The organism is Mesorhizobium sp. P2_E6 (assembly GCF_056403835.1).
In genome coordinates, this window is sequence record NZ_JBFUEQ010000015.1 from 265,032 (window position 1) to 277,591 (window position 12,560).

Here is a 12,560-nt window from a genome sequence, read left to right on the forward strand (position 1 = left end):
TAAGAGGCGTGCCGCGAGGGCCGCAGACCGAAAAGCCCTTTGCGGATTGGGTGGTCTGGCGCGACTGGGCGTTCGCCGCGACATCAGCTTCGCTGCCTGCCATTCGCTCTCCTTCGGAGTCACTTGATAGGTCAGGTGGGCCACGAACGACCCCGCGCCACGGCGCGGTTCCGCGCACGACGGACGACTGCTCGTTCTGCCTCACTCCGGAGGCGAAGGACAGATCCGTTGGATTGATCGGGTAGCACGCTGTGCTGTGCTCGCCCGGTCGTTCGAACAGGCCCCTTCCGCAGCGGCAATGTCAACAGCGGGCCGATTTGTGCGGCGGAAAATGGCGGCGAAAGGCGCCGTGCAAACGCCATATCTCGTTTTCTGTCGCAATCCGATCCGTGCGACCAGTCTTGGACACCTTAACCGTAGCCGGACCTGCGTGGGAGAAGTTTGCTCCACATCAAAGATAGGCGCGAAAGACGCTCGGCGCCGACCCTCGCGGGCGCGGCGACGCGACACATTGAGCCGTGGGACCTTGGCGGATAGAGTTTAAGGGACAAGTGGTCGCTCTGGCAGAGGGAGATCGTCATGCAGTCTGGGCAACGACAGTGGTCGCAGGCTGAGAGCGTCTGGCGGCAATTCGAGTTCATGGACCTCGTCATGGAGTGGATTGAAGTCGATCAGCTCGTGGCGGCCCGCAAATGCGGCGGAAAGGCGATAGCGGATGCGCGAAACGCCTGCCTAGGATGCTCTTTCCAGAGCGAATGCCGCGATTGGCTAGAGCGCGGCAGCGATCTTGCCGGCCTCGCCGAATTCTGCCCGAACGCCGGGTTCTTCAGGGAATGCAGACTGTCCATTGCCTCAGGGCGTTCTGGGCGCCGGAAAAAGGCGGCGGCTTTCGAACCCAGGAAGTAGATGGGCATCGACAGGTTGTTGACAAAATGCAGTATTGCGATGGTCACCACTATTTCGAAGGTTTCAGCTCATCGTAGTGAGAGCTATTGCTTCGACGCGACGATTTCGTTGCGCGGTCGCTTGGGCCTAGCAAACGTAGAATGCCCGGTTGCAAACTCGAGCTGCAACCTGGTTGAAAGGCATCGGACGCTGCAACCGATTCTAATTCGTCGACCGTGAAGAATTCGGAAGCTGCTGATTTCATATAGGAAACGCGCGATTTGCAGATTTCGGAATTGCAGGAACTGGTCAGTTTGTGGGTAGCTTTCTTGCAATTCCAGTTTGCGATTTCCCTGCCTGCCGAAGCTTGATTCACTGCTTTCATCGTGGTGAATCGGAGCCAGGCAATGGGCAGACCACGTGAACGGCGTGAGGCGGGAGAACAGGATCTGTTCCGCGCCCGCCTTGATCAGATCCTCAACATGAACCATGAGTTGGTGCGGCTGGCCCGCACCATCGACTGGCCGGTGGTGGAGGCGCGCTTCGGCGAGGTCTATTGCGACGGGCCCGGAATGCCGCCGCTGCGGGATCATGCTGCGTGGCTTCTTCAAAATCGTGGCGCCGACATATTGCGTTTGAACGCGAGCATGTCTTGCCGATGACAGGGATTATCGAGGCGGGCTAGGTACCCGAGCATCGCTTCAGCCGGCTCATGTCTAGGCGACCAACGAGTGGCAAGTGGCGGACACCGCGGCTTTTTTCCTCATTTCCCAACCTTGTTTGCGCTGTCGCAAAGTTCTCAGGCCGAAGACCGCCTAGAAATAGCGCGAACGTCATCGAGAATCTGAACAGGAAGGCAAGATCATGAGATACGCAATTGCAATCGCCGTCTCAATCGCCGTGTCGATGTTGGCAGGAGCGGCCCAGGCGGCCGATCACCAAATCCAGATGCTCGACAAGGGCGAGAAAGGTGTGATGGTCTTTCAGCCCGACTTTGTCCAGGCAGCGCCCGGCGACACGGTCACGTTCGTGCCAACCGATAAGGGGCATCTTGCACAAAGCATCTGGGGAATGATTCCGGAAGGAGCAAAGACTTTCAAGGGTAAGTCGAGCGAACAGATTACCGTTAAACTCGACAAGGAAGGTGTGTACGGCGTGAAGTGCGCGGCTCACTATGGGATGGGCATGGTGGCGCTGATCGTGGTCGGTAAGCCGGTTAATCTGGCTCATGCAGCGACTGTCAAACAGCCGGGGAAAGCCAAGAAAGCGTTCGAGACCCTGTTGGCTCAAGTTCAATTCGCCAATTGAGGCGGAGCAAATCTCATTCTAAAAATCAACAGGACCCTACAGACGGACATCACTCCGCCATGGGTTTCTCTTTTTTGAAATGCATTAGATGGCAATTCCTCGTACACGATCGGGCAGTTATCCGGCGGTTCTGTCTTACGGTTTCCGGCCGTTCTTCCTGCTCGGCTCTCTGTATGCCGGAGCAGCCATCCTTTTCTGGCTGCCGTTATTTTATGGCCATCTCACAACCTCCAGCGTCTTTCTGCCCGTTGATTGGCATGTCCATGAGATGCTCTTTGGCTATCTGGCGGCAATCATGACGGGATTCCTGCTGACGGCCATCCCGAACTGGACCGGACGTCTGCCTGTGCAAGGCCTGCCCCTGCTAGCGCTCGTCCTGCTGTGGCTTGCAGGGCGGCTTGCGGTGTTCTTTTCAGCTGACACCGGCTGGCTCGTCGGAGCCGCAGTCGACTGCGCATTTCTCCTGGCGGTAGCAGCCGCCGCCGCGACCGAAATCATCGCGGGCCGAAACTGGCGAAACCTGAAGGTGCTGCTGCCGGTTGCCATGCTTTTGGCGGCCAACGTGATGTTTCATGCCGAAGCGCACTACCAAGGCATCTCGGATATCAGCCGCCGGCTTGGCCTCGGGGCCGCTGTCGTCCTCATAATGATTATAGGGGGACGCGTTGTTCCCAGTTTCACCCGGAATTGGTTGGCACGCGAAAATCAGGGACGTGTGCCGTCCCCGTTCAGTCATTTCGACGCAGCAACAATCGCATTGTCGGCGACCGCATTGGCGGCCTGGGCCTTCTTTCCTGAAAGCAACGTAACGGGCGCAATGCTGATCGCCGGAGCGGTCCTCAACGCTATGCGGCTTGCGCGTTGGGCTGGTGATCGCACGCTCCGCGAGCCGCTGGTGCTGATCCTGCACGTAGCGTTCGTCTTTGTGCCGATCGGCTTTCTGCTGGCCGGACTTGCCGTCGTCCTACCGGAGACCGTTCCTTCCGCGGCGGGCATTCACGCGTTCAGCGTAGGTGCGGTGGCATGCATGACGCTTGCCGTCATGACCCGAGCCACCCTTGGGCATACAGGCCGCGAGTTGCAGGCGAGCATTGGCACATGCGCGGTCTTTGTCGCGATCGTGCTCGCGGCCGTCCTGCGCATCGGTGCGGCGTTCGTCCCTACTGAGGCAATACTTCTCCACATATCGGCGATGTTTTGGGTCGTGGCCTTCCTCGGATACGCAGCTCTGTTTGGCGGTATGCTCGTTCAACCCAAACTACGTGCCCGGCAGCCTAACAAAGCGCCTTCCTGACGCGCGGATCAGGACCGCATCGTATCCGCATCGATCGGCAGAAGGGGATGTAAAGATAAAGCGATACCGGCTCACCTTTAGGAAGATTCATCATTCAGTCGGCATAGGTGCCTGGATCCACTGCGGGCGAGAAACGCGGAGCCGTTGGCTGGTATAATAGGGAGAGGGGCATCTCTATATTTTCTCAGGACGGATGAATGCAACGGAATATCCTGCTCGGTGCGGAACGTCAGTTATGCTAGCCGTTCGCCGCACGGTTCTTTGCGAAATGCCAACAAGCGGCAATTTCCAGTACCTTCAGGATTCTTGGAATTGTTTGCGTTTTGACAAATAGGCTGGCTGACCACGGGGTAGATTTTCGCGCCGGGATCAATCATCGCCGCTTTTTTTGCGGCCGAGAATTCAATTGACATGACAGATTTAGAACTCGCAGCGGAAAGCTTGATCGACGTGGGGACTATCGCCCCGGCAGATCGCCACCCGCGAATTTTCGGTCCCGGGCAAGGGCACTTCTTTCATCATAGTCAACGACCACGATCCCCTGCGTTATCAGATCGAGGCCAAATATCCTGGCGTACCTTGAGCGAGGGCCGGATGTCTGGCGCGTCGAAATCAGCAGACCGCAATCGTCCGGCTGCGATTGACGCTGCGGCGGCTGATGATCAGCCCAACGTCCGGCAGCACTCTGCAGGCATCCTTTTTCGTCGCCACCGACTGGTCCAGTCCTCGCCCAGGTCAAACCTTCGAAACATCAAAGGCGAGGAGGGTTCCAAGCCATGAGAATGTCGCTGAAGATTAACGGTCAGGCGATCGAGACGGAGATTTCGCCAATCTCCCGATTGAGCGGATTTCTTCGCGACATCCTTGGCCTGACGGGTGTCAAGGAAGGCTGTTGCGAAGGCGAGTGTGGTGCCTGCACGGTGCTGCTGGATAGCCAGCCGGTTAATTCCTGTCTGATGCTGGCTTTCCAGGCCGCAGGCCGCGAGATTACCACCATCGAGGGGCTCTGTCGGGGTGGTATCAACGATCTGCAGCGGGCCTTCCTGGAGATGGGTGCCGTGCAATGCGGCTACTGCACGCCGGGGATGCTGCTGGCAGCCGAGGGGCTCTTGCGTGCCAATCCCAATCCTGGCGAAGCCGAAATCCGCCATGCACTGGCGGGCAATATCTGCCGCTGCACGGGGTTCGAGACCATCGTGCAGGCCGTCGCCACCGAGGCTGCCGCGCGCCAGGGGGCAGGGCGATGAACGCGATGGCGGTCGCCGCGCCTGTCGATATGGCCGAGTTGCGAGCAACGCTAGCTGCGGAGGTGGGACCGGTGCATTTCATCGCCGGGGGGACGGACATGCTCATCGCGGGCCGCCCGCTCCCTGGAACCGGACTGCTGGTTGATCTCGCGCGTGTGGCCGGCATGGCCTTCATTTCCACGGATGACACGGACATTCGCATCGGAGGTACCACCACTGTCGCAGCGCTTGCCGCGGATTCCGGGTTGCGAGGGAGGTTTCCGGCCCTTTGCGAGGCTGCCGCACAATGCGGATCTGTCCAGATCCGCAACCGGGCGACCATCGCCGGCAACATCGCCAATGCCGCCCCAGCAGCCGACCTGATGCCCGTGTTGTTCGCCGCAGGGGCACGACTGGTGTTGATAGGGCGTGACGGCGCACCGCGCGAGATCGCGCTATGTGACTATACGCCAAATCTCGGTTATCTGATTACGGAAGTGATCCTGCCAGGAGACGCACTTTTCCCGTACAGTGCCTTCGTCAAACTTGGACCTCGGCGAGACCTGACTATCTCTCGCCTCAATCTCGCGCTGCTAGCCGAGTATCAGAATAACCATTTCGGCGCTGTTCGCGTGGAAGCCGGCGCGCTCGGCCTAGGTCCTCTCCGCCTACCTCTAGCCGAGATAGCGCTCGCGGGCCGGAAGCTGGAGCCTGCCACGCTTCGCGATTTCCTCTCGGCATTGGCCGCCGAGGTCGACGCGGCCATTCCGGGCCGGAACTCGCAGATTTACAAACGCCGCGCGGTCGCAGGGTTGGGACTCGACCTAATTGCGCAGGCCGTGGGGCTGAGCCCGCGTGACCGACTCTTCGAGGAAGCGGCGGAATGAACCAGATTTCCCGTCGCGTGCCGCTCGTTGACGGCGTGGCTAAGGTCACGGGCGCATTGCACTTCACAGCCGATTTGCATGTCGAAGGATTGCTGCACTGTGCACTTGTTTTCAGCCCGCATCCGCATGCCCGCGTCGCCTCTATCGATGCCGCATCCGCGTTGGCGGTCGAGGGCGTGCACGCTGTATTCTGGCATGAAAACACGCCCGAACGGTACTACAACAGCTCGATCTGGTTCGCCGGACAGGAGGCGCTGGCGGACGAGCGAATGTTCGCTCCGATAGCGCGTCATGTCGGCGACCGGGTCGCGGCGGTGGTGGCGGAAACTGAAGAGATCGCGCGCCTAGCGGCAAAGCTGATCGCGGTCGAGTATGTGGATATCCCTGCCATATTTGACCAGGAAGCCGCACTCCTCCACGCCGGACTCGCAATGCAGGAAGACGGCACACCCACTTTCATGAACCCCGTGGCCTATGAGAGCTTCGTTCGTGGTGACACCGAGGCCGGATTTGCTGCTGCTGAGCTGGTGGTGGAAACGCACGTGACCACTCCACGCAGCCACCATTGTGCCGTCGAAACCCATGCCTGCATTGCCAAGCCCGAACCCGATGGCCGCATCGGGATCCTTTCACCATGTCAGAGTGTCTTTGCTGTTCAGGCGGTCGTCGTTCAGGCATTGGGAGTGCCGCAAGAGCAGATACGCGTGACGAAGACCCCCATCGGCGGGTCCTTCGGCGGCAAGGCGGAGCCGATTCTCGAACCGTTGTGTGCATTCTTTGCGCTGACGCTGGAGCGGCCGGTGATGATCCGCTACGGTCGGTATGAAACTTTCACCGCGACCCGCACGCGTTCCTCTGTCACCGGCCGGATGCGGATCGGGATCAGTATCGACGGCCGAATCCTGGCGCGCGACACCGAGACACTGGTGGACATTGGCGCTTATTGCACCGGGGGCAATTACCTGCCCAGTTCGATGCTTCAACGGCTGGTTCGGCTTTATGATGTTCCCGCGGAGCGCTATCGAGGTCGCGCCGTATATACTAACACTGTTCCCGCGGGCGCTTTTCGCGGCTACGGGTCCCCGCAGATCCACACAATAGCCGAGATCACGCTGGATATAGCCGCACGGCGGCTGGGGATTGATCCGGTGGCGATACGGTTGAGGAATCTCGTCGGCCCCAACGCGATTGAACCCTGGCAGGGGCTCGACGTCGGCAATGCTCGCGGGAGAGAATGCCTGATACGTGGAGCCGATGCATTCGGGTGGCACGTACGCCGGCGGGGGGATGCGGGGCGAGGACGGTGGCGGCGAGGAGTGGGGGTAGCCTCAGCCACTCACATCAATGGCTGCTATCCCGGTTTCCATGAGGAGACGACGGCGACGTTGAGGCTCCTGCCCGACGGGCGAGCGGAACTCGTCTGCGCGCTCCACGATCTCGGATGTGGAGCCGACACGACACTTGCCCAGATTGCGGGCGAAACGTTGGGTCTAAGGGCTTGCGACATTGCCATCGTTCCAGCCGATACCGATAGCTGTCCTTATGATCTGGGCACGCGGGCCAGTCGCATGACCTATATATGCGGCGAAGCCATCCGACGTGCAGGAGTTGCGCTCGCAGAAGCGATCCGGGTCGCAGCAGTGCTGGAGTTGAATACGGAAGCCGCTGGCATGCGGCTTGAAGCAGGCGCAGTGCGCCGCCCGGACGGCTCGGGTCTGACGCTCTCGGAATTCGCTACCCGCCTCGTCGCCCGCGGAGTAGAATTGCCCTCAGCGACCGAAATCTATCGCGCCCAGGCCAATCCGGGCTCCTACGCTGCTCATTTTGCGGAAGTGGAGGTCGACAGGCTCACAGGTCGCGTGCGGGTAACGGACTATCTTGCCGCCCATGACGTTGGCAGAGCCATCAACCCGATGCTGGTGGAGGGCCAGATCCACGGGGGGGTCCAGATCGGTATCGGTTATGCCCTTTACGAAGATGTCGCGATCGACCCGGTCACTGGCCGGATGCGTGGCGACAGTTTCAGCCGCTACACCTTGGCCAATGCGTCCGAGATGCCGCCGATGCGCGTCGTGCTGATCGAAGAGGGGGAACCGACCGGCCCGTTCGGCGCAAAAGCCGTAGGCGAGATCGCGGCCATTCCGGTTGCGGCGGCAGTGGTCAACGCCGTCAATCATGCGTTGGGCGCCGAACTGTCAGACCTGCCGCTTTCGCCGGAACGCATCCTTGCCTTCGTGGGTTGAGGTGACAATCGTCGGACACCTACTCTGCGTTATCCGATGCGAGCTGCAAGCTCCCAAAGGTTCTCGTTTCGATTCGGACAGTCACGACCGACGCCCCGTCGACCCTCGCGATCGGCGAAGGCAAATATTGGATATTTGTAGCCAGCGTGATTTGCAGGAATCGCCGATGCAGGATCGGGCTGAGTATGGACCTATTCTCAAGGTTCTCTTGATGACAGGTCATCACGTTACATTTGGCGCTTCAGGCTTTCGGCTTGATTGAATGCTGGCCAGGTTTCTCGACCGTTTTGATCAGCGCACGGCGCTGTTTGCGTGACCTGTGGCGCGATTCTAAAGAGGCGTAGGCCAGCCCGGCGAAAAAGGAAAGGCATCCAACACTGAAATAGTGATCAGCGAGCTGTCCGCTGACACATTCGTGCTCCCTTCCAAGACTGGTTGAGGTGACCGTGCGATGGCGAACAAGCGTCGATTTGGATCTACCAAAACAACAATTGCCGCGACGTTGACCTATCGGGCCGTGAAATCATCGATATCCAGTCTCCTCAAACGGTCGAACGGCTCGGTCCGGCCTACTGGCTGTACCTCGATCGGGCCTGAACGGACAACTGCAGGAAGGCATGATCCCTCTTTCGCCACTACTTGAACTCAACAATGTACCTCGAAAAGCCCGGCGCTGCGCCCGACCACGTTTGTCGATGATCGCGGTATCAAAAGCGCTGCGCTAGTATGTCAGCGTTCTGGCCGGACAGGCCGAAATCGAGGTACGCCCATATCGAGGCAAGCGCGTCGCGCTAGTCCAGTGGGCTCGGCCCTTCTGTCGAAGAGAAAATGCTTCGCTCGCAAACAAGTTTGCGTTTGGACAAAGTCGATTGAGACAGGCCGGTTAAACTTTGGGCGCGAGTGGCCTCCGGCAAGAGGAGTCCCAGTAAGGCTCCGTCGCCGGAAAGTCACAGCGAAGTTTCGACGGTTTTGATGCGCTGTCCGTCATGGAGGCGCTGCGAGGAAAAGGCTATGATAGGCACTGCGCTATCGCGCTGGACGATGTCATATTTCACCGTAGCGCTGGTCTTTCTTGTCGGTGCCCAGATGTTGATGGTCGCCGGCTACGGCTTCCCTGCGGTGGCGGCGGAGGCGCCCGAGACGCTGGTCCTCGTGCACATGGTTACGATCGGCTGGCTAAGCATGCTGATGTGCGGCGCCCTGTTTCAGTTCGTGCCGGTGCTGATCGCGCAGCCTCTGCGCGGGGAACGGTTGGTGTTGCCCGCCTTGATATGTCTTTTGACCGGGCTCGCCTTTCTTCTGGCGGGTTTCCTGCAATTGGCCGGCGTCTTCGATGCCGGCATTCCCCTGCTCGCACTGGCAGGCACGCTTCTGCCTGCCGGATTTCTGCTCGTCGCCGGTGTGCTCGGCGGCACGCTCTGGCACGCGAACTTGCAGCTTCCCGCGCGTTTCGTTGCCGTGGGTTTGGTATGCGTACTCGTCACGGCCATCCTCGGCGCGCTCTTCGCGTTGCTGCTTTCGGGCTTTCTTCCAGCGCTGGCTGTGATCGACTTCCGAATGCATGCGCTTCCCGTCCATATCGCCGTTGGACTTGGCGGATGGCTGAGTTTCACGGCGATCGGCGTCTCTTACCGGCTTTTGCCCATGTTCATGCTGTCGCCGGACCGGGAGCGCGTCAGCGGTCGTGTGTCCTGGTGGAGCGGGGTCGTCGCACTGCTCCTGACCGCGTTGGCCTCGCCAATCGCCGCCTTTTTGGAAAAAGTGGGGCTTGCTGCCACAGCCAGCCCGGCGACGGGGCTGGCGGTGGCACTCGGGATGGCTGCCCTCGTCCTTTACGGCCTCGATCTTGCTTTCTTCTACCGCCACCGCAAGCGCCGTACCATCGAATTGAACAGCCGCGCAGCCCAAGGTGCCTTTCTGGCACTCGCTTTGTCAGCGATTCTGCTGCTTGCCCTGCTCGCGACCGGAACGCTCGAACGCCATATCGGCGCGCTGCTCTATCTCGTCGCCTTCGGCTGGCTAACTGGACTGGGACTTTCGCAGCTCTACAAGATCGTCCCGTTCCTCACCTGGCTGGAATGCTATGGCCCGGTCATGGGCAGAAAGCCGACGCCGCGAGTACAGGACCTCGTCACGGAACGACGTGGCTGGATGTGGTTCGCGCTCTATTTCCTCGGCGTGCTGGCTGGCACGGTAACCCTGCTTGTCGAACAGCCCGGCTTGTTTCGCGCCGCGGCCGCCGCTACGCTGCTTGCGACGCTGGCCGTTGTCGCCGAGCTCGTCCTCGCGCGCCGTCTCGCCAACATACCGGACGATAAACGCCTGCCCGAAGGCGCGTCGCGGCCACGACTTTTCCTGCCCACCCCACATTGATGGCGAATGAACTGGAGATAGCGATGACTCTTCCCTACTACGATGTTGACGTCAGGCCGATCCTGCGCGAAGGCGGGGAACCTTTCAGTGCCATCATGGCGGCGGTCGAGGCGCTCGCTCCTGGCCAGAGCCTGCGACTGCTTGCAACCTTCAAGCCGATCCCCCTGTTTCATGTCTTGGGCAATCTCGGCTTTGAACCAGCGGCGCGCGAGATCGGCAATGGCGACTGGGAGGTGATCTTCACCCCGGTCAGCAAGCCGGCCCCTGTCGTAGCAGAACCAGAGCCAGCGGTTGTTGGGATCAGCACCACCGACGAGACCTGGCCTGCACCGATCGTCGAACTGGACAATCGCGATCTCGAGCCTCCTGAGCCGATGGTGCGGACACTGCAAGGGGTCGAGGCGCTGTCGCCCGGACAGACGCTGGCGGCACTACTGCCACGCGAGCCGATTTTCCTGTTCGAGGAACTTCAGGCGCGTGGCCATCTCTGGCGTGGAGCTTTCGAGCCCGACGGACATTACCGCGTCGTCATCCGGCGAGGCTGAGCCAATGACGCTGGCTCCGCGCCGGAGTTTGTCGATGCGCAAAGAACCACTGCCGCCCATTGCTTTAGGATCAGCCGACTTCGGAAGCGGATGACGACGATGGCATTCTTGATTGATGACGATATGACCATGGACCAGATCATGCGCAGATGGCCGCTGACCATCCGCGTGGTCATTCGCAGCGGCATGCTGTGCGTTGGTTGTCCGATTGCATCCTTCCACACGGTTGCTGACGCCGCCCGGGAGCACGGATTGGATGAAGCTTTGTTGCGCAGCGATCTGGAAGCCGCTACATCCTCCGGCGGGTTGGCGGCGCCTATGTCTTCTGCGTCCGACCTTCGGCCAGCATGAGCAGGCGATGCGGCTCCACGACAGTCACTTTCTGGCGGCCGCTTCTGACCAGTCCCTTTCCTTCCCAGGCGCTCATCAGGCGGCTAACCGTGTGCAGCGTCGTTCCCGTCATCTCGGCGATGTCCTGGCGGGAAATCGGAAAGTCGATCATGAGACCCTCCTCCGTCTTTCTTCCAGTCTGGTTCACCAGCTTGAGGAGGGCATGGGCCACTCTCCGGTCGACGTGCTCGGTTGACATTTCGACCACACGCGTGTGGGCATCCTGCAGCCTGTTGCCGACGGTCTGGTAGGTGCTGGCACCAAAGCTTGGAAAGGCGGAGGCGAATTCCGACCACAGGCTGCTAGGCCACGCCAGCACTACACAGTCGACCGCGGCGATGGCGCTGGCTGGATAGGTCGTGCGGCCAAGAGCCGTGGCTATGCCCATCAGTTCGCCAGGACCAATGTAGCGTACAGTGACCTCGCCGCCCTCCGCCGTACTCTTGACGACGCGGATATGGCCATCCAACAACAGGAAGAAGGAATGGGCGTCCTGCTCCTGCTCAAAGACGGCCCGGTTCCTTGCGATGCGGAGCGAGCGGGCCTGGCTTACCATGCGATCGAGTTCAGCCGAGGTCAGGCCCTGGAACGCCGACAGGCTGGCGATCAGCGAGCGGTCAAGACGACTCATCTTTATTTTCCGGCTTGTGCAATGTTTTGGGCTCCAAGCAACATGTCACGCGAAAGCCTTTTGCCGCAAGTCATTCCTGCTGCGGCCTAATAACCGGAACCGAGTTCGCCGCGATGTTGAGCGGCACTCGGCCAGTCAAGATAGGGTTAACGGCTAGGTGCCTCGTGCGCGGGATCGCAATCTTGCATTCCTCTATGGGTGGCGACATGGCGACACGCACACAAAAGCCGCCGCCGGATAAGCCGGCGGCGGCCAAACATGGCGGGTTCGGCTCAGTTGCCTGCCGGAACCTTTGACAACAGATCGGCAAAAACGGTCTTGGCCTTGCCAGGCTGCTTGACGGCCTTGGCTTTTTCCAGGTTCGCGGGCTTGCCGACGACGATCAGCGCCACCATGCCCATGCCGTAGTGCGGGACGCATTTGATGCCGTAGACGCCTTCCTTGTCGACCGTGACAGTGACCGGCTTGCTGATCTCGCCCTTGAAGGGCTGCGCGCCGTCCGGGATCATGCCGTCGATGCTGGCCGCGTCATGGCCTTTGTCTGTCGGGACGAAAGTCACTGTGTCGCCGGGGGCTGCTTCGATGTAATTCGGCTGGAAGACCATGACGCCGTGCTCGCCCTTGTTGAGCAGCTGCACCTGATGGTCGGCGGCCTGGGCTACGCCTGAGACGACAAGGGTCGCGAAAGCTGCCGCTGCGATGGTTGCGTATTTCATGATCTACTTTCCTTTTTTTGCGGGATGAATATCGCGCTGATACCTACCCTGGTCCAGGGAGG

At 60.3% G+C, this 12,560-nt stretch carries 10 protein-coding genes and 2 pseudogenes; 10 read left to right on the top strand and 2 right to left on the bottom strand.

Annotated features, from left to right (window positions below; all coding sequences use genetic code 11):
- Positions 1-579: 579 nt before the first annotated feature.
- The 10 genes and pseudogenes from AC1D08_RS30330 to AC1D08_RS30375 all read left to right on the top strand — a co-directional run.
- A pseudogene (locus tag AC1D08_RS30330) lies at positions 580-828 on the top strand (DUF6455 family protein); the annotation flags it as partial.
- A 464-nt stretch (positions 829-1,292) separates the two neighbouring features.
- Positions 1,293-1,469, top strand: a pseudogene (locus AC1D08_RS30335) (IS5/IS1182 family transposase); the annotation flags it as partial.
- A 280-nt stretch (positions 1,470-1,749) separates the two neighbouring features.
- Positions 1,750-2,193, top strand: a complete 444-nt coding sequence (locus AC1D08_RS30340; RefSeq protein ID WP_477424760.1) for a pseudoazurin — start codon at positions 1,750-1,752, stop codon at positions 2,191-2,193.
- An 88-nt stretch (positions 2,194-2,281) separates the two neighbouring features.
- Positions 2,282-3,487, top strand: coding sequence for an NnrS family protein (locus AC1D08_RS30345; protein WP_477424762.1), 1,206 nt, complete (start codon positions 2,282-2,284; stop codon positions 3,485-3,487).
- Positions 3,488-4,263: 776 nt separating this feature from the next.
- Positions 4,264-4,734: a (2Fe-2S)-binding protein gene (locus tag AC1D08_RS30350; RefSeq protein WP_477424764.1), complete on the top strand. Its 471-nt coding sequence runs from the start codon at positions 4,264-4,266 to the stop codon at positions 4,732-4,734.
- The gene (locus tag AC1D08_RS30355; protein ID WP_477424766.1) at positions 4,731-5,600 is read left to right on the top strand and encodes an FAD binding domain-containing protein; all 870 of its coding nucleotides are present in this window, start codon (positions 4,731-4,733) and stop codon (positions 5,598-5,600) included. The genes AC1D08_RS30350 and AC1D08_RS30355 overlap by 4 nt, the downstream gene beginning before the upstream one ends.
- Positions 5,597-7,843, top strand: a complete 2,247-nt coding sequence (locus AC1D08_RS30360) for a xanthine dehydrogenase family protein molybdopterin-binding subunit (protein ID WP_477424768.1) — start codon at positions 5,597-5,599, stop codon at positions 7,841-7,843. Before AC1D08_RS30355 ends, AC1D08_RS30360 begins: the two co-directional genes overlap by 4 nt.
- 1,011 nt (positions 7,844-8,854) lie before the next feature.
- Positions 8,855-10,216: a hypothetical protein gene (locus AC1D08_RS30365; RefSeq protein WP_477424770.1), complete on the top strand. Its 1,362-nt coding sequence runs from the start codon at positions 8,855-8,857 to the stop codon at positions 10,214-10,216.
- A 23-nt stretch (positions 10,217-10,239) separates the two neighbouring features.
- Positions 10,240-10,761: a DUF2249 domain-containing protein gene (locus tag AC1D08_RS30370; protein ID WP_477424772.1), complete on the top strand. Its 522-nt coding sequence runs from the start codon at positions 10,240-10,242 to the stop codon at positions 10,759-10,761.
- Between the two features lie 99 nt (positions 10,762-10,860).
- The gene (locus AC1D08_RS30375; protein ID WP_477424773.1) at positions 10,861-11,112 is read left to right on the top strand and encodes a DUF1858 domain-containing protein; all 252 of its coding nucleotides are present in this window, start codon (positions 10,861-10,863) and stop codon (positions 11,110-11,112) included.
- On the opposite strand, the gene AC1D08_RS30380 is transcribed toward AC1D08_RS30375, so the two are convergent.
- Together AC1D08_RS30380 and AC1D08_RS30385 are read right to left on the bottom strand one after the other, a co-directional pair.
- Positions 11,078-11,782, bottom strand: a complete 705-nt coding sequence (locus tag AC1D08_RS30380) for a Crp/Fnr family transcriptional regulator (RefSeq protein WP_477424775.1) — start codon at positions 11,780-11,782, stop codon at positions 11,078-11,080. The two genes, AC1D08_RS30375 and AC1D08_RS30380, sit on opposite strands and share 35 nt — an antisense overlap.
- A 272-nt stretch (positions 11,783-12,054) precedes the next feature.
- On the bottom strand, positions 12,055-12,498 hold the full coding sequence (locus AC1D08_RS30385; RefSeq protein WP_322414405.1) for a pseudoazurin: 444 nt from the start codon (positions 12,496-12,498) through the stop codon (positions 12,055-12,057).
- Positions 12,499-12,560 lie beyond the last annotated feature (62 nt).

What these genes read in the sequence shown, in the direction of transcription:
- AC1D08_RS30340 (WP_477424760.1), top strand. Translation starts at nt 1,750, where the DNA reads ATGAGATACGCAATTGCAATCGCCGTCTCAATCGCCGTGTCGATGTTG.
- AC1D08_RS30345 (WP_477424762.1), top strand. Translation starts at nt 2,282, where the DNA reads ATGGCAATTCCTCGTACACGATCGGGCAGTTATCCGGCGGTTCTGTCT.
- AC1D08_RS30350 (WP_477424764.1), top strand. Translation starts at nt 4,264, where the DNA reads ATGAGAATGTCGCTGAAGATTAACGGTCAGGCGATCGAGACGGAGATT.
- AC1D08_RS30355 (WP_477424766.1), top strand. Translation starts at nt 4,731, where the DNA reads ATGAACGCGATGGCGGTCGCCGCGCCTGTCGATATGGCCGAGTTGCGA.
- AC1D08_RS30360 (WP_477424768.1), top strand. Translation starts at nt 5,597, where the DNA reads ATGAACCAGATTTCCCGTCGCGTGCCGCTCGTTGACGGCGTGGCTAAG.
- AC1D08_RS30365 (WP_477424770.1), top strand. Translation starts at nt 8,855, where the DNA reads ATGATAGGCACTGCGCTATCGCGCTGGACGATGTCATATTTCACCGTA.
- AC1D08_RS30370 (WP_477424772.1), top strand. Translation starts at nt 10,240, where the DNA reads ATGACTCTTCCCTACTACGATGTTGACGTCAGGCCGATCCTGCGCGAA.
- AC1D08_RS30375 (WP_477424773.1), top strand. Translation starts at nt 10,861, where the DNA reads ATGGCATTCTTGATTGATGACGATATGACCATGGACCAGATCATGCGC.
- AC1D08_RS30380 (WP_477424775.1), bottom strand. Translation starts at nt 11,782, where the DNA reads ATGAGTCGTCTTGACCGCTCGCTGATCGCCAGCCTGTCGGCGTTCCAG.
- AC1D08_RS30385 (WP_322414405.1), bottom strand. Translation starts at nt 12,498, where the DNA reads ATGAAATACGCAACCATCGCAGCGGCAGCTTTCGCGACCCTTGTCGTC.